Raw genomic sequence first — 22,869 nt, 5'->3', positions numbered from 1 at the left:
CTGTCGGGTGTCGATCTGAGATCTTTCCGGGAAATTTTCGCGAGCGGCCACCTCCGCGGTGTCTCGTGATGGCCGTCACGTAGATTCCTACAACTCAACGCGCGTAGAAATTTTGTGCGGGTAGTCTGAAGGAACCTGCTCAGCACCACACCACCGGGAGTGCCAGTGGCACGCGTCGTAGTCGACGTCATGCTCAAGCCGGAGATCCTCGACCCCCAGGGCCAGGCGGTGCAGCGCGCACTGCCGCGTCTGGGTTTCGAAGGCATCTCCGACGTACGTCAGGGAAAGCGATTCGAACTGGAAGTTGACGGACCGGTCGACGAGGCCGCGCTCGCCCGCATCCACGATCTTGCGGAATCCTTCCTCGCCAACACCGTGATCGAGGACTTCACCGTCAAGGTGGAGGAAGTCGCGGAGGCCGCGAAGTGACCGCTCGTATTGGCGTCGTCACTTTCCCCGGCAGCCTCGACGACCGGGACACCCAGCGCGCGATCCGCCTCGCGGGTGCCGAACCGGTCGCTCTCTGGCACAAGGACAAGGACCTCCACCAGGTCGACGCGGTCGTGCTCCCCGGTGGTTTCTCCTACGGCGACTATCTGCGGGCCGGAGCCATCTCCCGCTTCTCGCCGGTGATGGAGACGGTCATCGAGCAGGCCAAGGCAGGACTCCCGGTCCTCGGCATCTGCAACGGCTTCCAGATCCTCACCGAGGCCCACCTCCTCCCGGGCGGGATGCTCGGCAACGACCACCTCCACTTCATCTGCCGCGACCAGAAGCTGCGGGTGGAGAACGCGGACACCGCCTGGACCGCCGACTACACGGCCGGCCAGGAGATCCACATCCCGCTGAAGAACATGGACGGCCGGTACGTCGCCGACGAGTACACGCTGGACAAGCTGGAGGCCGAGGGGCGGGTCGTCTTCCGGTACCTCGACTTCAACCCGAACGGCTCGCTCCGTGACATCGCCGGCATCACCAACGAGGCCGGGAACGTCGTAGGCCTCATGCCGCACCCGGAGCATGCCGTGGAGCCCCTCATCGGGTCCGGCCGCACCGACGGCCTCCCCTTCTTCACCTCGATCCTCAAGAAGCTGGTCAACGCATGAGCCGGACGCCTCTGGACACGGTCGAGCACGCGGCCGCGACCCCCGACGTCGAGCTGCCCTGGGCCGAACTCGGCCTGAAGAAGGACGAGTACGAGCGGGTCGTGGAGATCCTCGGCCGCCGCCCGACCGGCGCCGAGCTCGCCATGTACTCGGTCATGTGGTCCGAGCACTGCAGCTACAAGTCCTCGAAGGTGCACCTGCGCCAGTTCGGCGAGAAGGCCCCGCAGAGCGACGCGCTGCTGGTCGGCATCGGCGAGAACGCGGGCGTGGTGGACGTCGGCCAGGGTTACGCCGTCACCTTCAAGGTCGAGTCGCACAACCACCCGTCGTACGTCGAGCCCTACCAGGGTGCGGCCACGGGCGTCGGCGGCATCGTCCGCGACATCATCGCGATGGGTGCCAGGCCGGTCGCCGTGGTCGACCCCCTGCGTTTCGGCGCGGCCGACCACCCGGACACCAAGCGGGTGCTGCCGGGTGTGGTGGCGGGCATCGGCGGCTACGGCAACTGCCTCGGGCTCCCCAACATCGGCGGCGAGGTCGTCTTCGACTCCTGCTACCAGGGAAACCCGCTGGTCAACGCCGGTGCCATCGGTGTCATGCGGCACGAGGACATCCACCTGGCGAAGGCGTCCGGCGCGGGCAACAAGGTCATCCTGTACGGGGCTCGCACGGGCGGCGACGGCATCGGCGGCGCGTCGATCCTGGCGAGTGAGACCTTCGACGACGCGAAGCCCTCCAAGCGCCCCGCGGTGCAGGTCGGCGACCCCTTCCAGGAGAAGCTCCTCATCGAGTGCACCCTGGAGGCGTTCAAGGAGAAGCTGGTCGTCGGCATCCAGGACCTGGGTGCGGCAGGCCTGTCGTGTGCGACGAGTGAGCTCGCCTCCAACGGCTCCGGCGGCATGCGCGTCACCCTGGACGACGTACCGCTGCGCGACTCGACCCTCTCGCCCGAGGAAATCCTCATGAGCGAGTCGCAGGAACGCATGTGCGCGGTCGTGGAGCCGGAGAAGGTCGACCGGTTCCTGGAGATCTGCGACAAGTGGGACGTCATCGCCACGGTGATCGGTGAGGTCACGGACGGCGACCGTCTTGAGATCTTCTGGCACGGCGGCAAGATCGTCGATGTCGACCCGCGGACCGTGGCCCACGACGGCCCGGTCTACGAGCGCCCGTACGCCCGCCCGTCCTGGCAGGACGAGCTCCAGGCGGACGACGCCAACAAGCTTGCGAGGCCGGGGACTTCGGCGGAGCTGAGGGACCAGGTCCTGAAGCTGGTGGCCTCTCCCAACCAGGCCTCCAAGAAGTGGATCACGTCCCAGTACGACCACTTCGTGCAGGGCAACACCGTGCTGGCCCAGCCGGAGGACTCCGGCATGATCCGCATCGACGAGGAGACCGGTCTCGGTGTCGCCATCGCGACGGACGGCAACGGCCGTTACGCGAAGCTCGACCCGTACGCGGGCGCCCAGTTGGCGCTGTCCGAGGCCTACCGCAATGTGGCGACGACCGGCGCCAAGCCCCTTGCGGTCTCCGACTGCCTGAACTTCGGCTCGCCCGAGGACCCGGCGGTGATGTGGCAGTTCGCCGAGGCCATCCGTGGACTCGCCGACGCCTGCCAGCAGTTGGGCACCCCGGTGACCGGCGGCAACGTCTCCCTCTACAACCAGACGGGCGAGGTCGCCATCCATCCGACCCCGGTGGTCGCGGTGCTGGGCGTCATCGACGACGTCGCCCGCCGCACCCCGGTCGCCTTCCAGGAGGAGGGCCAGCTGCTGTACCTCCTCGGCGACACCCGTGAGGAGTTCGGCGGCTCGGCCTGGTCCCAGGTCGTCCACGACCACCTCGGCGGCCTGCCGCCCAAGGTCGACCTGGAGCGCGAGCGGCTGCTGGCCGAGATCCTGATCTCCGCCAGCCGCGACGGCATGATCGACTCCGCGCACGACCTCTCCGACGGCGGTCTGATCCAGGCGGTCGTGGAGTCGGCGCTGCTCGGCGGCAAGGGCGCGCGACTGATCGTCCCGGACGGTCTGGACGCGTTCACGTTGCTGTTCTCGGAGTCCGCCGGCCGCGCGGTGGTGGCGGTCCCGCGCTCCGAGGAGCTCCGCTTCAACGACATGTGCGGCGCCCGGGGCCTGCCCGTCACCCGTATCGGTGTCGTGGACGGCGACTCGGTGGAGCTCCAGGGCGAGTTCGAGCTGTCGCTGGAGGAGCTGCGGACGGCTCACGAGGAGACGATTCCGGCCCTGCTCAAGTAGGCGGTCGTACGACTCCGAAGGCCCCGCCGGTCGTTGTGACGGGCGGGGCCTTCGTCATGCCGTCACCGGTTCCCGCAGCTGTTCCGAAGTGCCGGGCGCCGCAGGAGACTTGGGCAGCCGCAGGGCCATCAGCGCGGCCAGGGCCATCAGCGCGGCGCCGCTCCAGAAGACCACGCCGGTCGCGTCGACGAAGGCGTGCACGCCGGCGGTGCGGGCGCTGCCGGTCAGACGGGCGAGGCCGGTGACACCGCCGTCGGGGCCGTGGGCGGCGTACATGCGGGTCAGGACGGTGCCGAAGAGGGCGGTGCCCAGGGCGTTGCCGAGGGTCTGGAAGTAGCGGATGGAGGTGGTGGCGACACCGAGCCGTGTACGCGGGGCCGCTTCCTGCACAAGCAGGACGAGTTGGCCCAGGAGCTGTCCGAACCCGGCGCCGGCCAGCAGGAGTTCGGCGCGGATCAGCCAGAGCGAGGTGCCGGGGCCGGTCGTGGTGGCGAGGAGGACGAAGGTGAGGGCGGTGGTGGCCGTGCCGCTGACCGTGAACGTCCGTGTCGTCCAGCCGCGTGCGGTGAGCAGTCCGGTCGCCGACAGGCCGATCGCCATGGGGAGCAGGTAGAGGCCCGCGGAGGAGCTGGCGATGCCGCGGACGACCTGGAGATAGATGAGGACGTAGAAGATGGCGCCGGTCATCGCCGCGCCCGTGATCGCCTGGATGGCGAAGCCGAGGCGCAGTTCGCGGATGCGGAACAGGGAGAGCGGCAGCACCGGTTCGGGTGCCCGCAGCTGCCGCCACAGGAACAGGGCCAGTGTGAGGGCCGCCGCGGCGATCAGCGCGAGGACGGTCGGTGACGACCAGGCGTACTTGTCGCCGCCCCAGTCGGTGACCAGGAGCAGCGAGCTGGAGAAGGCGGCGGCGAGCGCGGCACCGGTGTAGTCGAGCGGGCGGCGGACGTGGTGCTCGGGGAGCTTGAGGGCGAGGGCGGATCCGGCGAGGACGGCGAGGCCGACGGGCAGGTTGACGTAGAAGATCCAGCGCCAGCTGGCGTGGTCCGCCAGCAGGCCGCCGATCCAGGGGCCGATGGCCATCGCGCCGCCGGCGACGAGGCCGCCCATGGTGGTGCCCTTGCCCGCGCTTTTCTCCTCCGGGCCCTTGAGGTGGGCGATCACCACCATGGTCACGCTCATCAGGCCACCGCCGCCGAGGCCCTGCACCGCACGGGCCGCGATGAGCTGGTCCATCGACCGGGCCGCGCCGCACAGGGCCGAGCCCAGCAGGAACACCGCGATCGCGCCGGTGAAGACCCGCTTCGGGCCGAGCACGTCGCACAGCTTGCCGTACAGGGGGAGCATCGCCGCCGACGCCAGCGCGAACGCGCTGACCAGCCAGGGGATCTTGTCGATGCCGTGCTCGGGGTCGAGATCGCGGACGATCGGGACGGTCGCCGCGGACACGATCTGGAGGTCCAGGACCGCCAGGACGATCGTCACGAGGCAGACGAGGAAGCCGATTCTGCGCTGGGTCTCGGTCATGGGCACCACCATGCCCGGCATTTGTGTACTGGGTCAATATTTCATCTGGGATTAAAATTCATCTTGGTACAGTGCTGACATGGCTGCTGAGGCGATGGGGCTGCGCGAGCGCAAGAAACTGCAGACGGCGACGCGGATCTACCGGACCGCGGTCGCCCTGTTCGCGGAGAAGGGGTTCGACAACGTCTCCGTCCAGGAGATCGCCGATGTCGCCGAGGTCTCGAAGATGACCGTCTTCAACTACTTCGGCACCAAGGAGGACCTGGTCTTCCTCCCGGTCGAGGAGCACTTCGGCGACGCCGCGCGGGCCGTGCGCGAGCGACAGCCGGGCGAGACCGCGCTGGACGCCGTGCGCCGGCAGTTCCTGGAGATGATCGAGGCACGCGACCCGGCGATCGGGCTGCACAGCGAACCCTTCTCCCACCAGGTGCGCAAACTCGTCCTGGAGACACCCGTCCTGATGGAGCGCGCCTTCCTCGCCGCCCAGAAGGGCACCCGCGAACTCGCCACCCACCTGGCCGAGGAGACCGGCGACCGCACCCTGGCCCTCATCGCCGCCGCCACCCTCTCCGCGGCCCGGCAGGCCCTGATCGAGGAACACCACCGCCGAGTGGACGCAGGCGAGCCGATCGAGTCGGTCGCCGCGGACGCCACGGCCCTGGCCGAGCGCACGTTCGCGCTGGTCGCACAGGGGCTGGGGGAGTACGCGCGCAAGGCGTGAGGCTCCGGTGGCCGAAGGGGCCCGTCTCCAGGGGTGGTTGGTGGCGTCGGAAGTGCTCGGAGTCCCACCGCGGGACCGGCCGACCACGACCACGTCGTTCGCCCGGAGAGCACCGGCCGGCGGGTCGTCTCGCCGCACACCGGCTCCGGCGAGGACGCCAAGAACGCGCCCACCTCACCGGCACCGTCCACGACGAGCCGCCGGAACCCGCCGGACCCGGCAAGGCGGGCCGCGGCAACGAGGACGCCGTCTCGTCGCCCTCCCCCCGTCTGCGACGGCACTGCGCGCCCCGGGTCCGCACCATTCGCATCGCCGACGGCTACGACCGCCCGATGACCCCCCGCCTCGCCGAGGTCGTCCGCGCGCATGTCGACGACGTCGCCCACCGCCGGGGCCGCACGAAGATCACCTTTCCCTCTTCCTCCGCCTTCCGCGCCGACTAGGCTCACCGCCATGCCCACGGCCAGGAAGCGCGCCCGCACCTACGACTCCGCCAAGATCCGCGAAGCTCTGCGGACCCAGTTCGGGAACGTACGGGAGGCCGTCCGCACGCTGACCCCCGAACAGCTCGCCCTCCCGACCCGCCTGGACGGCTGGACGGTGCGGGACCTGGCCGCGCACATCACCATGGCCGTCGAGACGGTCAGCCGGAACCTCGGCCGTGAGGAACCGTCGGCGCCGGAGCTCACCCTCCTCGACTGGCCCTTCGCCACCGCGGCCCGGGCCGGCGACATCGCCGACGGCACCCGGGACCTGGCCACCACCAACCCGGACCTCGACGCCCTGTACGCCCGCACCGAGGAGCGGTTCCGCGAAGCCCTGGCCGCCCCCGACACCCGCGTCCTCGCCGCCCGTACCGGTGCCATGACCCTCGCCGACTACCTCGTCACCCGCACCGTCGAGCTCGTCGTCCACACCGACGACCTCAACGCCGCCGTCCCCGGCCTCGACATCCCGTACGACCGCCAGGCCCTCGCCGCCTGCACCCGCCTCCTCGCCGACGCCCTCGCCGCCAGGGCGCCCGGCGGTTCGACCGAGGTGCGGATCCCGCCGTACGCCGTCGTGCAGTGCGTCGAGGGACCCAAGCACACCCGTGGCACCCCGCCGAACGTCGTCGAGACCGACCCGCTGACCTGGATCCGGCTCGCCACCGGGCGTGTTGCCTGGAAGGACGCGCTGGACGGGGCGAAGGTCGGCGCGAGCGGGGAGCGGGCGGACCTGGGCGGGCTGCTCCCACTGATGGGGTGAACCCTTCGCGGGTCCCGTGCGTCCAAGGAGCATGAAGCGGACGACACGTGTGAAATGCGCCGCCCTGGCCGCCGTGGGCACCACACTGCTGGCCGCCTGCGGCACGGAATCCGGCACCGGGAGCGACACGATCGCCGACGGCGAGAAGGTCACCGGGGCCGGTGACATCGCGGACGTGGAGTGGCTGCCGCAGAAGGTGACCGTGGACGGCAAGGAGTACGTCCTCCCGAAGAACGCCGAGGACGCCCACATCACCTTCGAGCCCGGCACCACCGACCCGGACGTCGGGGGCGGCGAGTCCGGCGGCTCGGTCGGCTGCAACAGCATCGGCGCCGACGCCGAGATCGACGGCGACACCGTGCGGATCACCGACCTGACCCAGACGCTGATGGGCTGCCCCGACCCGCTCGGGGAGTTCGAAACACAGTTCACCAGCGTCTTCGAAGGCACCCACAAGGCCACGGTCACGAAACGCGACGGCACCAGGACCCTCACCCTGACCAGCCCCGACGGCGACACCATCACCCTCCGGGAGATGACGGTCCCGGCGCTGAAAGGCACCCGCTGGGCGATCGGCCCGAAGGCACATCTCACCCTCGGCAAGGACGACACCGTCACCGGCAGCCTCGGCTGCAACACCTTCCGTGGTGAGGCCGTCGTCAAGGACGGCACCATCGAGTTCGGCCACCTCGCGACCACGCGCATGATCTGTGGGGCAGCCGTCATGAAGACCGAACGCGAACTCGCCGGTATTCTCTCCGGAAAGGTCTCCTACCAGCAGGAACGCGATTCCCTGACCCTCACCGCAACCTCCGGCGACAGCGTTACGGCCCGCGCGGAGTAAGAAAGCCCACTCTCCACGAATTCGGACCAGTGGTCGATCTCGCCTACACTCGGAGCCGTGCCACGTGGTGACGGACGACTCAACCACGACCTGCTCCCCGGTGAGAAGGGCCCCCAGGACGCTTGTGGCGTCTTCGGTGTCTGGGCTCCGGGCGAAGAGGTCGCCAAGCTCACGTACTTCGGGCTCTACGCCCTCCAGCATCGGGGCCAGGAATCCGCGGGAATCGCGGTCAGCAACGGCTCCCAGATCCTCGTCTTCAAGGACATGGGCCTTGTTTCCCAGGTCTTCGACGAGACCTCTCTCGGTTCGCTCCAGGGTCACATCGCGGTCGGTCACGCCCGCTACTCGACCACCGGTGCCTCCGTGTGGGAGAACGCCCAGCCGACGTTCCGCGCCACCGCGCACGGTTCCATCGCGCTCGGCCACAACGGCAACCTGGTCAACACGGCGCAGCTCGCCGAGATGGTCGCCGACCTCCCCAAGCAGGAGGGCGGCCGTACCCCGCGTGTGGCGGCCACCAACGACACCGACCTGCTGACCGCGCTCCTCGCGGCCCAGGTCGACGAGGACGGCAAGCCGCTGACCATCGAGGAGGCGGCCCACTCCGTCCTCCCGAAGGTGCGCGGCGCCTTCTCCCTCGTCTTCATGGACGAGCACACCCTCTACGCCGCCCGCGACCCACAGGGCATCCGCCCGCTGGTCCTCGGCCGCCTGGAGCGCGGCTGGGTGATCGCCTCCGAGTCCGCCGCCCTCGACATCTGCGGCGCGAGCTATGTCCGCGAGATCGAGCCGGGCGAGTTCGTCGCCATCGACGAGAACGGCCTGCGCACCTCCCGATTCGCGGATGCGAAACCCAAGGGCTGCGTCTTCGAGTACGTCTATCTCGCGCGCCCCGACACCGACATCGCCGGCCGGAACGTGTACCTCTCCCGCGTGGAGATGGGCCGCAAGCTCGCGAAGGAAGCCCCCGTCGACGCCGACCTGGTCATAGCGACGCCGGAGTCCGGCACCCCGGCGGCGATCGGCTACGCGGAGGCCTCCGGCATCCCGTTCGGTGCGGGTCTCGTGAAGAACGCGTACGTCGGACGTACGTTCATCCAGCCCTCCCAGACGATCCGGCAGCTCGGCATCCGTCTGAAGCTGAACCCGCTCAAGGAAGTCATCAAGGGCAAGCGGCTGGTCGTCGTCGACGACTCGATCGTGCGCGGCAACACCCAGCGTGCGCTGGTCCGCATGCTCCGCGAGGCGGGCGCCGCCGAGGTCCACATCCGGATCTCCTCGCCGCCCGTGAAGTGGCCCTGCTTCTTCGGCATCGACTTCGCCACGCGCGCGGAGCTCATCGCCAACGGCATGACCATCGACGAGATCGGCACCTCCCTGGGCGCCGACTCCCTGGCGTACATCTCCCTCGACGGCATGATCGAGGCGACCACCATCGCCAAGCCGAACCTCTGCCGCGCCTGCTTCGACGGCGAGTACCCGATGGAGCTCCCGGACCCCGAACTGCTCGGCAAGCAGCTCCTGGAGACCGAGCTGGCCGCCGGCACGGCGGTCACGGCCGCGGTCGACGCGATCCGCCGCCCGTAGTCAGCCCGCAACACCTGCTTACCTGCAGTACGACACGAAAGTTCTCACAAGCCATGTCTGAGACAACCGGTGCCAGCTACGCAGCTGCTTCTTACAAAACAGCAGGTGTCGACATCGAGGCGGGCGACCGCGCCGTAGAACTCATGAAGGAGTGGGTGAAGAAGACCCAGCGCCCCGAGGTCCTCGGCGGCCTCGGCGGTTTCGCCGGCCTCTTCGACGCCTCCGCCCTCAAGCGCTACGAGCGGCCCCTGCTCGCCTCCGCCACGGACGGCGTCGGCACCAAGGTCGACATCGCGCGCCGGCTGGGCGTCTACGACACCATCGGCCACGACCTGGTCGCGATGGTCATGGACGACATCGTGGTGTGCGGCGCCGAGCCGCTGTTCATGACCGACTACATCTGCGTCGGCAAGGTCCACCCGGAGCGGGTCGCCGCGATCGTCAAGGGCATCGCCGAGGGCTGTGTGCTCGCCGGCTGCGCCCTGGTGGGCGGCGAGACGGCCGAACACCCCGGTCTGCTGGGCCCGGACGACTTCGACGTCGCCGGCGCCGGTACGGGTGTCGTGGAGGCCGACCGGCTGCTCGGCGCGGATCGCATCCGTAAGGGTGACGCCGTCATCGCCATGGCCGCCTCGGGTCTTCACTCGAACGGGTACTCGCTCGTCCGGCACGTGCTCCTGGACCAGGCGGGCCTCGCCCTGGAGACCCGGATCGACGAACTGGGCCGCACTCTCGGCGAGGAGCTCCTGGAGCCCACCAAGATCTACTCGCTGGACTGCCTGGCCCTGATCCGCACCGCCGAGGTGCACGCCTTCTCGCACGTCACCGGTGGCGGCCTCGCCGCCAACCTGGCCCGCGTGATCCCCGACGAACTGCACGCGATCGTCGACCGCACGACCTGGACCCCGGACCCGATCTTCGACCTCGTCGGCAGGACGGGTCAGGTCGAGCGCCTGGAGCTGGAGAAGACTCTCAACATGGGCGTCGGCATGATCGCCATCGTCCCGCAGGACTCGGCTGACGTGGCCCTGGCCGCCCTGGCCGACCGCGGTGTCGAGGCGTGGGTCGCGGGCGAGATCACGGACCGCGGCGACCACGCCACGGGTGCCGAGCTCGTCGGTGACTACGCCTAGAGGGACTGACGGGCAGCGCAAAACCCGGTCCGGTGGTGTGGACCACTCCGGACCGGGTTACGCACAGCTAGATCGTCAAGCTCCGCGGCGTTGAGACGCAGGACCGGACTCATCGTCCTCGTCCTCGTCGTCGTTGTAGAGATCCGCGTACTGGGCGTACGGGTCGTCTTCCTCGTCGTCGTCCTCGAACGGCTCGCCATTCGGCGGCTGGTTCGAAGTCGAAGCGCCCAGCTCATTGGCCAGACGCGACAGGTCAGTCCCGCCGCTGCTGTACTTCAGCTGGCGGGCGACCTTCGTCTGCTTGGCCTTTGCCCGGCCGCGCCCCATGGCTCGACCCCCTCGAATACGGGGCCCGGCGGCCCCAGAGTCTTGACACGCGTTCATGATCTGGAACGGACTCTCCTCGGAGAGACCGGTCCGTAGGGCTTCCACGGTACCTGAGCCCACGCCCATACGGTACGTCGCCCGCAGGACGTGCCCGGACCCAGAACCCTCGGGGAGCCCCGTCCCCGCTGGTCAACCGCGATTTTAACCACTTCTGAGCGGCCGACCCGCCGACGAACGTGAGAGTTCTCTCTAAGTCTGCGCCGACGGGTACCGGTCAAACGTCGGCGGGTCCGCTTCACGACCGTTTCACGGCCGCGTCACGGCCGCCTCATGCATCCGTTGCTCGGCGATCCGGTCGGCTGCGGCGGCCGGCGGAATCCCGTCTTCCTTCGCACGTGCGAATATGGCGAGCGTGGTGTCGTAGATCTTCGCCGCCTTCGCCCTGCACCGCTCGAAGTCGAACCCGTGGAGCTCGTCGGCGACCTGGATAACCCCGCCGGCGTTCACCACGTAGTCCGGCGCGTAGAGGATCCCGCGGTCGGCGAGGTCCTTCTCGACGCCGGCGTGTTCGAGCTGGTTGTTGGCCGCCCCGCAGACGATGCGGGCGGTCAGGGCGGGCACGGAGTCGTCGTTCAGGGCCCCGCCGAGGGCGCAGGGGGCGTAGATGTCGAGGCCTTCGACCCGGATCAGTGCCTCGGTGTCGGTGACCACACCCACGGCCTGGTGCCTGTCGGCGATGCGCCGAACGGCTTCCTGCCGGACGTCGGTGATGACCACCTGGGCGCCCTCGGCCAGCAGATGCTCCACCAGGTGGTGTCCCACCTTGCCGACGCCCGCGATGCCGACCGTACGGCCGCGCAGCGACGGGTCGCCCCACAGGTGCGCGGCGCTGGCCCGCATGCCCTGGTAGACGCCGAAGGCGGTGAGGACGGAGGAGTCGCCGGCGCCGCCGTTCTCGGGGGAGCGGCCGGTCGTCCAGCGGCACTCACGGGCGACGACGTCCATGTCGGCGACGTACGTACCGACGTCGCAGGCGGTGACGTAACGACCGCCGAGGGAGGCCACGAAGCGGCCGTACGCGAGAAGCAGTTCCTCGCTCTTGTCGCGTTCCGGGTCGCCGATGATCACGGCCTTGCCGCCGCCGTGGTCGAGCCCGGCCATGGCGTTCTTGTACGACATCCCGCGCGCGAGGTTCAGCGCGTCGGAGACGGCCTCCTGCTCGCTCGCGTACGGGTAGAAGCGCGTCCCGCCGAGTGCGGGGCCCAGCGCGGTGGAGTGGAGGGCGATGACGGCCTTGAGGCCGCTCCTGCGGTCCTGGCAGAGCACGACCTGCTCATGGCCGCCCTGGTCCGAGTGGAACAGGGTGTGCAGCACATCGGCAGCGGCGCCGGTTACGTCGGTCACTGTGGTGACTCCTGGGTAAGTTGCGGCGGTGGGGCACAGGCGGCCCGTACAGGTGGCGGGGCCTGTGAGCACGAGATTAGGGCTTGTGGCGCCCCCTGACCGTGCAGTGCTCAGGATCACTCTCCGGCGGGGTTCGGGCGTGCGACGATTTGCATAGTTTTCCCGCACGTTTGTGTGCGGGTTTCGCAGGTTTTCCCGGCAGGCGGCGGGGGAGAGAGCAGGCGTGCCCAAGGTGTCCTCGGTGATCGTCCCGTACGCGACCTATCTGCGCGTGTACGAACCGCTGGCCGCCTTCCCGGAGCCCGAGCGCACGCACTGGGCGCGCTACGCCCGCCGCCCCGACCGCCCGTCGTACCAGGACGAACTGCGTCGCTCCCTGGCCGACTTGCTGCCCACCCCACCGGTCCCGGTGCCGGTGCACGAGAGCAGTGACGCCTTCGTGCTCGACGTGGACGGCGTGGTGTGCGTGTGCCCGTGGCGCACCCGGCTGCGCGGCTGGCTGGCCCTGGAGGAGCTCGGGGAGGAGCTGCCGGGGCCGGTCCTGGACGCGGTGCTGCCTGAGGTCGTACGGCACCAGACGGCCCAGGACTACGAGCGCTGGCTGGCCCGCAACCCGGACGCCCGGCCCTGGATCCGCACCGCGACCTGGCAGGTGCCGCTGAACTGGTTCGTACTCGTCTCCGACGAGGAGCGGCGCTTCGACAAGGGCTCCGGCGAGATCCCGCCGATGCTGCGCTACCGCACGCCCATGGTGCAGGCCCGGCGGCGTGTGGCGCGGGGCCTGAGGGCTCTCAAGGACGCCGTCGACGAGGGGCCGCTCATCGACGGCCTGATCGACGTCGGGCGCTGGCTGGAGGAGTTCCACCCGCGCTCGCTGGTCGAGCTCGACTACGGCGGACTCGTCCATGTGCTGCCGCCGGGCGAGCTGGAGGACGACCACTCGGCGGCGGATGTGGCCGAGGGCATCGAGGCGCTCAGGCACGGCGACGGGGCCGCGGCGGGGGAGGCCTACGGGCGGCTCGTGGAGCGCTGGCGGGGCGTCAGGGACCGGCGTTCGGCGAACTGAAGGCAACTGAATGGGCCCCATGTGTGCCATGTCACGAACTGGCGTTTGACCTGACGCACGTTTTGGGGTTTCGTCCTCGGTCTAGGTGTCACCAGGTTTCGCTCAAGTCCCTGATGTTCCGCCAACAAGGGACGTAGATCCCGATCCGGGCGTACGCCTCACGGGGTGTCAAGCGTGACGGACCGCACGTACCCGGCTCTTGCATCTCTTCCCCCTCCTCATGCCAAAATAGGACAAGGGGCCCGGGGGAGGTTCCGCTTTGGGGGGTCTGGTGACTCCTGATCGCTCTGTGACTGATCGTCACAGTGGCGTGACTGTCCGCTATGGCATGGTCCATCGGCTTCCGTCGCCGATGAACACCTGGGGGGCAATTCCATCGGTTTGGCCGACGCGGCTGGACAGATGGTGTAGTTGTAGTGCCGAGGACAAGCCGTTCGTCCTATAACCGACTCGACCCGCATCCGCCATTTCGGGCAACGCGGGTCAAGGTGCAGAATTTAGAGGAAAGAACCGAGAAGGTTCGGTTCTCCCGAGGAGGCCGCTCATGACCGCTCGCACCCCTGATGCCGAGCCGCTGCTGACCCCGGCTGAGGTCGCCACGATGTTCCGCGTGGACCCGAAGACGGTCACGCGGTGGGCGAAGGCCGGCAAGCTTACGTCCATTCGCACGCTCGGCGGGCACCGCCGTTACCGCGAGGCCGAGGTCCGCGCTCTGCTCGCGGGCATCCCGCAGCAGCGCAGCGAGGCCTGAACAACTGAATAACCGGGCAAATCGACTGGTCCCCCAACTGGTCGAGGCGTCCGAACCCTGGCTACAAGCGACGCGGGTCCTGCCCCAACAGGGCCCATTCTCAAGCTCGTCGTCGATCGCGCTGGACTCCGCCGGGTCCAGCGCGATCTTTTTTGTGCGCGGACCGTGGTGGGTTGTGGGGGCTCCGGCCCAGCTGTGAGCGGGCTTGTCGGAGTCTGGGGAGGGGTTCCGGATCTCCTGCGAGGGTGCCCCTGCCGAAGGTGCGATCAGTGGTGCAATTGCACATATTAAATTGACCTGTTGTAGGTGAGGGGTAAGTTCCACGGTTTCAGAAACTCATGCGGTGACTCCCGTCACATGCCAGAGTCCTTGTTGCCGCTGGGCCCGGTGCGCTAGAGGGAGTCACGCCGGGGAGGGGCTCTCGTCCTCCACCGCCTTGTCCGGCACCGCGACGGCCGGTGGGGCGGAGTCCATCGCCAGCCGCAACAGGCGGTGGCAGATCGGGCAGTGACGCGTCAGATGCCGATACGACGACGCGGCCGACAGATGCGCGCGGAGCAGGGCCCGCGTCTCGTGCCTGACCGATGCCGCCATACGCCACCTCCGGGCTCAGCTGGGAACGGGGGCCTGGTTTCTGGGTACCGGGGTCTGCGGGTGCCGTCAAGATGGCGTGGGCGCGGCCAAGCCTTCCGCCGGTGCCGACGAGACCCTCCGGGGGCTGCCGCCCCGGCCCCCCGCTTCGGGCCCTGAAGGGGCCTCGTCCTCAAACGCCGGACGGGCTGAGACTGCCTGACCCGGCGCTGAGCAGCCACCCGACCGCGCACCATGGCCCCGACCGCACAACACGAAGAAGGCCCGCTTCCGTTGTCGGGATGCGGGCCGGGTTTCCTCTGCGGTCCTGACGGGATGTGCTGTGTCTGATTGCGGCTGCGCCGCGGGCGCGGCTTCCACCTTGGCAGGGTGGTGAGCGGTGGGCGTTGGCGCATGAAGAAGGCCCGCGCCCCGTTGTCGGGATGCGGGCCGGGCTTCCTCTGCGGTCCTGACGGGCTTTGCTGTGTCTGATTGCGGCTGCGCCGCGGGCGCGGCTTCCACCTTGGCAGGGTGGTGAGCGGTGGGCGTTGGCGCATGAAGAAGGCCCGCTTCCGTTGCCGGATGCGGGCCCAACTTTCCACTGCGGTCCTGACGGGATTTGAACCCGCGGCCTCCACCTTGACAGGGTGGCGAGCACTCCAAACTGCTCCACAGGACCAGGTTTCGCGGCGCTTATTGCTGCGTTGCGCTGCGAGAAGGACTGTACAGGAGCGGGCGGGTCCTGGTCGAACTCACTGTGGGTGAAGGGGGCGTCACGGCGCCAGCGTGTCGATCGTCTTCACGATCCGCTTGTCGGAGACGGGATACGCCGTGCCCAGCGCATGGGCGAAATAGCTGACCCGCAGTTCCTCGATCATCCACCGGACGTCCAGGACCTGCTGCGGAACGGGCCGGCCCTGAGGGAGCTGTTCCAGGAGCCAGGCGTACTCGTCCTGCATCTCGTGGACCTTCTCCATACGGGTCGTGTCCCGTTGGACGTTCGTCGGCATCTGCTGGAGACGCCGGTCGGCGGCCACCAAGTAGCGCATCAGGTCGGGGAGGCGGCGCAGGCCCGTCTCCGTCACGAAGCCCGGCTTCACGAGGGCGTCCAGCTGCTTGCGCACGTCCGCGAGATTCGGCAGCAGCGCCGGGCTCCGTACGGCCTTCAGGCGACGCTCACAGGCCTGCCAGGCGGCCAGCACCTGCTGCACCTGCCCGACCGTACGGACCGTCGTGTCGACGATGTCCGCCCGCACCTTGTCGTAGAGCTTGCGGTACGACTCCTCGTCCCACGCGGGCCCCCCGAAGTCCCCGATCAGCCTGTCCGCCGCCGCCGTCGCGCAGTCGTCGAACAGGGCCTGGATCGAGCCGTGCGGATTCGCCGACAGCGCGAGCTTCTGGGGGTTCGTCAGCTTCTCGGACGCGAACTTCGCCGGGCTGACCGGGATGTTGCGCACGATCAGCCGCCGTGTGCCCTTCCACATCGCCTCGGCCTGCTCGGCCTCCGTGTCGAAGAGGCGGACCGAGACCGTGTCGCCGTCGTCCACCAGCGCCGGGTACGCCTTCACCGGCTGCCCGGCCCGACGCGTCTCGAAGACCCGGGTGAGAGAGCCGATCGTCCAGTCCGTGAGCCCCTTGCGCTCCAGGGACTCGCCGCCCTCGCGGGAGGCGGTCGCCGCCGCGGCCTGGGAGAGCGCCTGGCGTGCCTTCGGCCGCAGCCGCAGCCGCAACGCCTCCAGGTCCTTGTCCTCGGCCAGCTTCCGCCGCCGCTCGTCGACGATCCGGAAGGTGATCCGCAGATGGTCCGGGACCCGCGCCCAGTCGAAGTCGTCCTCCTCGAAGGGCACGCCGACCATACGCTTCAGCTCGCGGGCCATCGTGACCGTCAAAGGCTCCTGCAGCGGGACGGCCGTATCGAGGAAGCGCTGTGCGAAGTTCGGTGCCGGCACGTAGTTGCGGCGGATCGGCTTGGGGAGGGAACGGATCAGTTCCGTCACCAACTCCTCCCTCAACCCCGGGATCTGCCAGTCGAAGCCCTCGTCCGTCACCTGGTTGAGGACCTGGAGCGGGATGTGGACCGTCACACCGTCCGCGTCCGCGCCCGGCTCGAACTGGTACGTCACCCGGAACTTCAAAGGCCCCTGCCGCCACGAGTCGGGGTAGTCGGCCTTGGTGACCGCCTCCGCCGACTCCCGGATGAGCATCGCGCGCTCGAAGTCCAGGAACTCCGGCTGCTCGTGCCGCTTCCGCTTCCACCAGGAGTCGAAGTGCGCCCCGGACACGACGTGTTCGGGCACCCGCTGGTCGTAGAAGTCGAAGAGTGTGTCGTCGTCGACCACGATGTCCCGGCGCCGCGCCCGGTGCTCCAACTCCTCGACCTCGCTGAGGAGTCTGCGGTTGTCGGCGAAGAACTTGTGGTGGGTGCGCCAGTCGCCCTCGACGAGGGCGTTGCGGATGAAGAGCTCCCTGGAGGCTTCCGCGTCGACACGGCCGTAGTTGATCTTCCGCTGCGCCACGATCGGCACGCCGTACAGCGTGACCTTCTCGTACGCCATCACCGCGGCCTGGTCCTTCTCCCAGTGCGGTTCGGAGTACGTCCGCTTCAGCAGGTGTTCCGCGAGCGGCTCGACCCACTCGGGCTCGATCCTGGCGTTGACGCGGGCCCAGAGGCGTGAAGTCTCCACCAGCTCCGCCGACATGACGAAACGCGGCTGCTTCTTGAACAGGGCCGAGCCCGGGAAGATCGCGAACTTGGCGCTGCGGGCGCCCAGATACTCGTTCTTGTTGCCGTCCTTCACGTCCTTCATGCCGATGTGCGAGAGCAGACCGGCGAGGAGGGAGACATGGACGCTCTGGTCGGCCGCGTCCTCCTCGTTCAGATGGATGTCCATCTGCTTGGCGACGGTCCTCAACTGCGAGTAGATGTCCTGCCATTCGCGGATGCGCAGGAAGTTCAGATACTCCTGCTTGCACATCCGGCGGAAAGACGACGAGCCGCGCTCCTTCTGCTGCTCGCGGACATAGCGCCACAGGTTGAGGTAGGCGAGGAAGTCGCTGGTCTCGTCCTTGAAGCGGGCGTGCTGCTGGTCGGCCTGGGTCTGTTTGTCGGCAGGGCGCTCGCGCGGGTCCTGGATGGACAGCGCGGCGGCTATGACCATGACCTCGCGGACACAGCCGTTCTTGTCGGCCTCCAGGACCATGCGGGCGAGACGAGGGTCCACCGGCAGCTGGGCGAGCTTGCGGCCCGTCTGCGTCAGCCGCTTGCGTACGTCCTTCTCGGCCGGGTCCAACGCGCCCAGTTCCTGGAGGAGTTGGACGCCGTCGCGGATGTTGCGGTGGTCCGGCGGGTCGATGAACGGGAACTTCTCGATGTCACCGAGGCCGGCCGCGGTCATCTGCAGGATGACGGAGGCGAGGTTGGTGCGCAGGATCTCCGCGTCCGTGAACTCGGGGCGGGCCTCGAAGTCCTCCTCGCTGTACAGCCGGATGCAGACGCCGTCCGACGTACGGCCGCAGCGGCCCTTGCGCTGGTTGGCGCTGGCCTGCGAGACCGGCTCGATGGGCAGCCGCTGGACCTTGGTGCGGTGGCTGTAGCGGGAGATCCGGGCGAAGCCGGGATCGATGACGTACTTGATGCCCGGGACGGTCAGGGAGGTCTCGGCGACGTTGGTCGCCAGAACGATCCTGCGCCCGGTGTGCTGCTGGAAGACGCGGTGCTGCTCGGCGTGCGAGAGCCGGGCGTAGAGGGGGAGGACCTCCGTGAAGCGATACGCCTTTTTCATGAGCGCGTCCGCGGTGTCCCGGATCTCCCGCTCACCGGAGAGGAAGACGAGGATGTCGCCCTTGCCCTCGCCCTGGAGCTCCTCGACGGCGTCGCAGATCGCGGTGATCTGGTCGCGGTCGGAGTCGTCCGAGTCCTCTTCCAGCAGCGGGCGGTAGCGCACCTCCACCGGATACGTACGACCGCTGACCTCCACGATCGGGGCGTCCCCGAAGTGCCGGGAGAATCGCTCCGGATCGATGGTCGCGGAGGTGATGATCACCTTCAGGTCCGGCCGTTTGGGCAGCAGCTGCGCCAGATACCCCAGCAGGAAGTCGATGTTGAGGGACCGCTCGTGGGCCTCGTCGATGATGATCGTGTCGTAGGCGCGCAGCTCGCGGTCGGTCTGGATCTCGGCGAGCAGGATGCCGTCCGTCATCAGCTTCACGAAGGTCGCGTCCTGGTTCACCTGGTCGGTGAACCGCACCTTCCAGCCGACGGCCTCGCCGAGCGGGGTGTCCAGCTCCTCGGCGACCCGCTCGGCGACGGTACGGGCGGCGATGCGACGGGGCTGGGTGTGCCCGATCATGCCGCGCGCGCCCCGGCCGAGCTCCAGACAGATCTTCGGGATCTGGGTGGTCTTGCCGGACCCGGTCTCACCGGCCACGATCACGACCTGGTGATCGCGGATGGCGGCCGCGATCTCGTCCTTCTTCTGGCTGACCGGGAGCTGCTCGGGATACGACACGGAGGGCACGCGCGCGCGTCGCGGACCCATCCGCTCCTCGCCCTTGCCGATCTCCGCCTCGATCTCGGCCAGCACGGCGGCGCGCGCCTCCGGCTTGCGGATCTTGCGCGCGCCTTCGAGCCTGCGCCCGAGCCGGTGCGCGTCACGCAGGGACAGCTCGGTCAGGCGGGCGGCGAGATCCCCGAAGGCGGGGGTGCCAGGGGCGGGGGTGCCGGGGGCGGGGGCAGGGTGCGTAGACATACGCGACCCAGGATCTCATCCCCGGGAAATTCGTGGCGAACGGTTTTGCCGTCGGCGGTGGACCGCGGAATCAAGGGGTCCGCTGGACCGGAGGAGAGGCAGGCGTGCGGTCACGGGCCTCGCCGAGGGCGATGGACCGCGCGGTGTTGGAGACGGCCTTGATGCCCAGATAGGCGGTGGTCATGCCGCTGACCGCGGTGAAGGCGGCGGTGAGGACACCGACGATCACCGCCTTGTCGCCGTCGAGCCGCCAGACCCCGACGACCGCCACCCCGGCGATCGCCAGATTGCTGGCCAGCACCGCGAAGAGCCCGTACCGTGCCCGGGCCAGCTCCAGCGCGTCGTCCTGCTTCATCGTCCCCGCCCTCGATCACGACACATACAACAAGACCCCGATCCGCAGATCGGGGTCTGTGCTGTGGCTGGGGCCGGGGTCGAACCGGCGACCTACCGCTTTTCAGGCGGTCGCTCGTACCAACTGAGCTACCCAGCCGCGAGGTTTCCGAGGAAACCTCAGCGGTCCTGACGGGATTTGAACCCGCGGCCTCCACCTTGACAGGGTGGCGAGCACTCCAAACTGCTCCACAGGACCAAGCGTTGTGCACGAACAGTGTCGCACACGGTGTTACGTGCCCCCAACGGGATTCGAACCCGTGCTACCGCCTTGAAAGGGCGGCGTCCTAGGCCGCTAGACGATGAGGGCTATCGGCCCGCCTGGGCGCTTCTCAGCGCGTCGGGGACGTGAGAAGCATATGGGATGCCGGGAGGTATCGCCAAAACCGTTTAGGGGGAGCCCGAGGGGGACGGGGTGGAGGACGGAGCCGGGGAGGGGGCCGGGGACGGGGTCGCCCCCGGCTGGTTGTCCTCCGGGAGGTGGCGGCTGACCTCCGCCGTCGTAAGGCCCAGACCGCCGAGTTTGATCTCGTCCCAGGCCTGGAGACGGCGGGTGTCACGGTCCAGGTAGAGGATCGAGGCCTCGATGGGGTCGGGGTACTTGCCCTCGACGGCCCGTAGCCCGCTGCCGCCCGTCGAGCCCTCGATGCGCAGCCGGGTGCCCTTCTTCATGACCTCCATCTCCTGGTGGTGGAGGTGCCCGGACAGGATCATCGGGACCTCGCCGTCGACCTCGCGGGCCGCCGAGGGTTCGTGTGCGATCGCGATGTCGACCGGGGTACCGGCGGTCCGCTGCTCACGCAGGGCCGCGGCCAGGCGGTCGCCCGCCGCCTCCTGGGACTTGTCGGCGCCCGGGTTCGTGGAGCGGTCCGGGGTGAACTGGGGGTCGCCCATGCCGGCGAAGCGCAGTCCGGCGATCGTCTCGGCCTTGCCGTTGTCCAGGACGTGGACCCGCTTGAGGCCCTCCATGTAGCGCTGGGTGGTGAGGGAGTCGTGGTTGCCGCGCACCCAGACATAGGGGGCGCCGAGGTCCGGGATCGGGTCCAGGAAGCCGTTCTCCGCGGCTGTGCCGTGGTCCATGGTGTCGCCGGAGTCGACGATCACGTTGACCTTGTACTGCTCCACCAGCGAAGCGATGATCTTCCAGCTCGCCGGGTTGAGATGGATGTCGGAGACGTGCAGGACCCGGATGGTGGTGGGGTCCGGCTGGTAGGCGGGAAGCGTGGACGTGACGTCGTAGAGCTTGGTCACGTTCGTCACCAGGCGGGCCAACTCCTTCTGGTAGACGTCGAACTCGGTGACGATGCTGCGGGCGTTGCCGACCAGTGAGGGGGCGGAGGAGAGCAGCCCCGAGAACTTCGGTTCCAGGACGGATTCCGGGTTCCAGGTGGCGTACGCCGTGCCGCCCGAGGCGGCCAGGAGGGTCAGGGCGAGTCCGCCGGCCGCCAGGGCCCGGCGGGGGCGGCGGTAGACCGCGAGGCCGAGCGCGGTGGCTCCGGCGACGACGGCGACGCAGGAGCGGACGGCGAGGTCCAGGGTGCCGTGCTCGACGTCCGCCGCGACCTCGTCCTGGAGGCCGGAGAGCCGCTCGGGGTGGTCGACCAGGGCCTGGGAGCGCTCCGGGTCGAGCTGGTCGACGTTGACGTCCAGGCGGACGGGGGCCTGGTGGCTGTCCAGCTGGAGTGCGCCGAGCGGAGAGACGTTGATCTTCGTGCCGCCGGACAGGGACGGGCGCAGGGTCATCGTCGTGTTCATGGGGCCGACCGGAACCCGTACGTTGCCGACGATCAGCAGACCGAGCCACGCGCCGAGGAGCACGACGGCGACCAGACCGAGGGCGCGGACCCAGGGGTGCGGCGGCTGGACGAGCTCGACGGACGGGTGGGATCGGCGCCGGGCGTAATGCCGGGTGAGGGCATGCGGGAGCTTCTGTGCGGCGGTCAGGATCTTCCGGGCTGCGGCGGGGACGCGGGCCATTGGTCCCGTATGCCCAAGTGCGCGCGCGGATATGCGGGCGGGCTCATGACTCTCGTACGACGGGGTCGTACCGGAGAATGGGCTTGTGCTGGAGATGACGCGCGAGGTGTTCGAGGAACTGGTCGCCGAGGCGCTGGACCGGATTCCGCCCGAGTTGACGCGGCTGATGGACAACGTCGCGGTGTTCGTCGAGGACGAGCCGCCGGCGGACGATCCCGAGCTGCTCGGCCTGTACGAGGGCACTCCGCTGACCGACCGGGGTGAGTGGTACGCCGGGGTGCTGCCGGACCGGATCACGATCTACCGGGGGCCGACGCTGCGGATGTGCGATTCCCGGGAGGACGTGGTCGCGGAGACCGAGGTGACCGTGGTTCATGAGATCGCCCATCACTTCGGGATCGACGACGCGCGGTTGCATGCGCTCGGATACGGGTGAGTGCGTTTCGAACGGGGCGCGTGTCCTCTTGTGGGCGGCGGGAGTTGGGCAGGTTGACTCTTTGACGACCGCCCTCGGAGGTGGCTGCTCGTGCGCCGCTTGTACGTACCCGTCCGTCTGGCCGCCACGGTCATGGCCGTCGCCGTCGCCGCGGGCTGCATGAGTGTGGGCGGGGACGGCGGAGGTGGCGGTGCGAAGCCGTCGCACTCCGCCGGTGAGCGGGGTGGGGCCGAACCGGACGGCGGGTCGGCGGGCTCGGGCGGTTCCGCGGGGTCCGGCGGGGCGGCCTCGGACGGCAAGCACGGAAAGCACGGCAAGGGGAAGCACGGGGAGGAGTCGTCGTCGCCGTCGGCTTCCGCTTTGGCGAGTGTGTCGGCCTCGGCGGGGGCGAGGCCGGGGAAGCCGGCCAGGCCGGTGCCCTCGGCGACGACGACCGATCCCGTGCCCACGCGTACGCCCGACCCGGAGCCGCCCGCGCCGAGCGAGCCGCCCGCTTCGCCCACGCCGTCGCCGCCGCCCGCCGAGCCGTCGTCGTCGGCTCAGCCGGAGACGGGGCCGCAGTTGAGCCAGCGGGAGCCGGCGCCTACTGCCGGGGCGCCGGTGTGACGGCGGCGGGATGGCGGCGGGATGGCGTGATGGCGAAAGGGCCCGAGTGACCTCGGATACATACGCAGGGATCGGTTTGCCTTCGGGGGTGAGGGGTGCGTATGGTTATAGATCGTTTGATCATTTGCCCGGCGCCAAAGCAGAAGAGCGCCGTGTGGCGCGTTCTCTCC

The 22,869-nt window shown here is 69.1% G+C and carries 19 protein-coding genes and 4 tRNA genes; 12 read left to right on the top strand and 11 right to left on the bottom strand.

Going from position 1 to position 22,869, the window contains the following annotated elements; translation table 11 throughout:
* Positions 1–165 precede the first annotated feature (165 nt).
* Genes purS through purL form a run of 3 tightly spaced genes read left to right on the top strand, consistent with a single transcriptional unit; the run spans position 166 to position 3,361 of the window.
* The gene (purS, locus tag ACI2L1_RS34315) at positions 166–429 is read left to right on the top strand and encodes a phosphoribosylformylglycinamidine synthase subunit PurS (RefSeq protein ID WP_015659417.1); all 264 of its coding nucleotides are present in this window, start codon (positions 166–168) and stop codon (positions 427–429) included.
* Positions 426–1,106: a phosphoribosylformylglycinamidine synthase subunit PurQ gene (purQ, locus tag ACI2L1_RS34310; RefSeq protein WP_404743324.1), complete on the top strand. Its 681-nt coding sequence runs from the start codon at positions 426–428 to the stop codon at positions 1,104–1,106. The genes purS and purQ overlap by 4 nt, the downstream gene beginning before the upstream one ends.
* Positions 1,103–3,361 (top strand): phosphoribosylformylglycinamidine synthase subunit PurL, encoded by a 2,259-nt coding sequence (gene purL, locus ACI2L1_RS34305; RefSeq protein ID WP_404743323.1) that lies wholly within the window; start codon positions 1,103–1,105, stop codon positions 3,359–3,361. The genes purQ and purL overlap by 4 nt, the downstream gene beginning before the upstream one ends.
* Before the next feature lie 54 nt (positions 3,362–3,415).
* On the opposite strand, the gene ACI2L1_RS34300 is transcribed toward purL, so the two are convergent.
* The gene (locus ACI2L1_RS34300) at positions 3,416–4,888 is read right to left on the bottom strand and encodes an MFS transporter (RefSeq protein WP_404743322.1); all 1,473 of its coding nucleotides are present in this window, start codon (positions 4,886–4,888) and stop codon (positions 3,416–3,418) included.
* Positions 4,889–4,967: 79 nt separating this feature from the next.
* Here ACI2L1_RS34300 and ACI2L1_RS34295 point away from each other — a divergent pair, with 79 nt between their 5' ends.
* The 5 genes from ACI2L1_RS34295 to purM all read left to right on the top strand — a co-directional run bounded on the left by ACI2L1_RS34295 (position 4,968) and on the right by purM (position 10,421).
* Positions 4,968–5,609, top strand: coding sequence for a TetR/AcrR family transcriptional regulator (locus ACI2L1_RS34295; RefSeq protein ID WP_404743321.1), 642 nt, complete (start codon positions 4,968–4,970; stop codon positions 5,607–5,609).
* A gap of 453 nt (positions 5,610–6,062) precedes the next feature.
* The gene (locus ACI2L1_RS34290; RefSeq protein WP_404743320.1) at positions 6,063–6,857 is read left to right on the top strand and encodes a sterol carrier family protein; all 795 of its coding nucleotides are present in this window, start codon (positions 6,063–6,065) and stop codon (positions 6,855–6,857) included.
* Between the two features lie 31 nt (positions 6,858–6,888).
* Positions 6,889–7,701, top strand: coding sequence for an META domain-containing protein (locus ACI2L1_RS34285; RefSeq protein ID WP_404743319.1), 813 nt, complete (start codon positions 6,889–6,891; stop codon positions 7,699–7,701).
* A gap of 57 nt (positions 7,702–7,758) precedes the next feature.
* The gene (gene purF, locus ACI2L1_RS34280; protein ID WP_404743318.1) at positions 7,759–9,288 is read left to right on the top strand and encodes an amidophosphoribosyltransferase; all 1,530 of its coding nucleotides are present in this window, start codon (positions 7,759–7,761) and stop codon (positions 9,286–9,288) included.
* A 53-nt stretch (positions 9,289–9,341) separates the two neighbouring features.
* Entirely contained in the window at positions 9,342–10,421 is a 1,080-nt protein-coding gene (gene purM, locus ACI2L1_RS34275; protein ID WP_404743317.1) for a phosphoribosylformylglycinamidine cyclo-ligase, read from the top strand.
* 75 nt (positions 10,422–10,496) lie between these two features.
* Here the strand turns inward: purM and ACI2L1_RS34270 are convergent, their stop codons facing one another.
* Both ACI2L1_RS34270 and ACI2L1_RS34265 read right to left on the bottom strand, forming a co-directional pair.
* Positions 10,497–10,748 (bottom strand): DUF3073 domain-containing protein, encoded by a 252-nt coding sequence (locus tag ACI2L1_RS34270; RefSeq protein ID WP_311720463.1) that lies wholly within the window; start codon positions 10,746–10,748, stop codon positions 10,497–10,499.
* A 306-nt stretch (positions 10,749–11,054) separates the two neighbouring features.
* Positions 11,055–12,152 carry a Leu/Phe/Val dehydrogenase gene (locus ACI2L1_RS34265; protein WP_404743316.1) on the bottom strand — a complete coding sequence of 366 codons (1,098 nt, stop codon included), beginning with the start codon at positions 12,150–12,152 and terminating at the stop codon, positions 11,055–11,057.
* Between the two features lie 223 nt (positions 12,153–12,375).
* Here ACI2L1_RS34265 and ACI2L1_RS34260 point away from each other — a divergent pair, with 223 nt between their 5' ends.
* A complete protein-coding gene (locus tag ACI2L1_RS34260) occupies positions 12,376–13,218 on the top strand; it encodes a hypothetical protein (protein ID WP_404743315.1) in 843 nt (280 codons plus the stop codon).
* 544 nt (positions 13,219–13,762) lie between these two features.
* Positions 13,763–13,969 carry a developmental transcriptional regulator BldC gene (gene bldC / locus ACI2L1_RS34255; RefSeq protein WP_003949541.1) on the top strand — a complete coding sequence of 69 codons (207 nt, stop codon included), beginning with the start codon at positions 13,763–13,765 and terminating at the stop codon, positions 13,967–13,969.
* A 402-nt stretch (positions 13,970–14,371) separates the two neighbouring features.
* On the opposite strand, the gene ACI2L1_RS34250 is transcribed toward bldC, so the two are convergent.
* The 8 genes from ACI2L1_RS34250 to ACI2L1_RS34215 form a co-directional block, all read right to left on the bottom strand.
* On the bottom strand, positions 14,372–14,563 hold the full coding sequence (locus ACI2L1_RS34250; RefSeq protein WP_404743314.1) for a DUF6274 family protein: 192 nt from the start codon (positions 14,561–14,563) through the stop codon (positions 14,372–14,374).
* A 580-nt stretch (positions 14,564–15,143) separates the two neighbouring features.
* Positions 15,144–15,218, bottom strand: a tRNA-Asp gene (locus ACI2L1_RS34245).
* 94 nt (positions 15,219–15,312) lie between these two features.
* Positions 15,313–19,287, bottom strand: a complete 3,975-nt coding sequence (gene hrpA / locus ACI2L1_RS34240) for an ATP-dependent RNA helicase HrpA (RefSeq protein WP_404743313.1) — start codon at positions 19,285–19,287, stop codon at positions 15,313–15,315.
* A gap of 70 nt (positions 19,288–19,357) precedes the next feature.
* Entirely contained in the window at positions 19,358–19,642 is a 285-nt protein-coding gene (locus ACI2L1_RS34235; protein ID WP_404743312.1) for a hypothetical protein, read from the bottom strand.
* A gap of 64 nt (positions 19,643–19,706) precedes the next feature.
* A tRNA-Phe gene (locus ACI2L1_RS34230) sits at positions 19,707–19,780 on the bottom strand.
* A 24-nt stretch (positions 19,781–19,804) separates the two neighbouring features.
* Positions 19,805–19,879, bottom strand: a tRNA-Asp gene (locus ACI2L1_RS34225).
* Positions 19,880–19,917: 38 nt separating this feature from the next.
* Positions 19,918–19,990, bottom strand: a tRNA-Glu gene (locus ACI2L1_RS34220).
* Between the two features lie 80 nt (positions 19,991–20,070).
* Positions 20,071–21,657: a metallophosphoesterase gene (locus ACI2L1_RS34215; RefSeq protein ID WP_404743311.1), complete on the bottom strand. Its 1,587-nt coding sequence runs from the start codon at positions 21,655–21,657 to the stop codon at positions 20,071–20,073.
* An 85-nt stretch (positions 21,658–21,742) separates the two neighbouring features.
* Between ACI2L1_RS34215 and ACI2L1_RS34210 the strand changes: the two genes are divergently transcribed.
* Both ACI2L1_RS34210 and ACI2L1_RS34205 read left to right on the top strand, forming a co-directional pair.
* On the top strand, positions 21,743–22,093 hold the full coding sequence (locus tag ACI2L1_RS34210) for a metallopeptidase family protein (RefSeq protein ID WP_404743310.1): 351 nt from the start codon (positions 21,743–21,745) through the stop codon (positions 22,091–22,093).
* Between the two features lie 90 nt (positions 22,094–22,183).
* Positions 22,184–22,699: a hypothetical protein gene (locus tag ACI2L1_RS34205; RefSeq protein WP_404743309.1), complete on the top strand. Its 516-nt coding sequence runs from the start codon at positions 22,184–22,186 to the stop codon at positions 22,697–22,699.
* The last annotated feature ends 170 nt before the right edge of the window (positions 22,700–22,869 follow it).

It is taken from the genome of Streptomyces sp. NPDC019531 (genome assembly GCF_044903305.1).
In the GTDB taxonomy this organism is placed as follows: domain Bacteria; phylum Actinomycetota; class Actinomycetes; order Streptomycetales; family Streptomycetaceae; genus Streptomyces.
This window is presented reverse-complemented; position numbering and strand designations above follow the sequence as displayed.

Bases quoted from the DNA above. Each gene is read 5' to 3' on its own strand.
- purL (WP_404743323.1), top strand. From the start codon at position 1,103: ATGAGCCGGACGCCTCTGGACACGGTCGAGCACGCGGCCGCGACCCCC.
- ACI2L1_RS34300 (WP_404743322.1), bottom strand. From the start codon at position 4,888: ATGACCGAGACCCAGCGCAGAATCGGCTTCCTCGTCTGCCTCGTGACG.
- ACI2L1_RS34295 (WP_404743321.1), top strand. From the start codon at position 4,968: ATGGCTGCTGAGGCGATGGGGCTGCGCGAGCGCAAGAAACTGCAGACG.
- ACI2L1_RS34290 (WP_404743320.1), top strand. From the start codon at position 6,063: ATGCCCACGGCCAGGAAGCGCGCCCGCACCTACGACTCCGCCAAGATC.
- ACI2L1_RS34285 (WP_404743319.1), top strand. From the start codon at position 6,889: ATGAAGCGGACGACACGTGTGAAATGCGCCGCCCTGGCCGCCGTGGGC.
- purM (WP_404743317.1), top strand. From the start codon at position 9,342: ATGTCTGAGACAACCGGTGCCAGCTACGCAGCTGCTTCTTACAAAACA.
- ACI2L1_RS34270 (WP_311720463.1), bottom strand. From the start codon at position 10,748: ATGGGGCGCGGCCGGGCAAAGGCCAAGCAGACGAAGGTCGCCCGCCAG.
- bldC (WP_003949541.1), top strand. From the start codon at position 13,763: ATGACCGCTCGCACCCCTGATGCCGAGCCGCTGCTGACCCCGGCTGAG.
- ACI2L1_RS34250 (WP_404743314.1), bottom strand. From the start codon at position 14,563: ATGGCGGCATCGGTCAGGCACGAGACGCGGGCCCTGCTCCGCGCGCAT.
- hrpA (WP_404743313.1), bottom strand. From the start codon at position 19,287: ATGTCTACGCACCCTGCCCCCGCCCCCGGCACCCCCGCCCCTGGCACC.
- ACI2L1_RS34235 (WP_404743312.1), bottom strand. From the start codon at position 19,642: ATGAAGCAGGACGACGCGCTGGAGCTGGCCCGGGCACGGTACGGGCTC.
- ACI2L1_RS34215 (WP_404743311.1), bottom strand. From the start codon at position 21,657: ATGGCCCGCGTCCCCGCCGCAGCCCGGAAGATCCTGACCGCCGCACAG.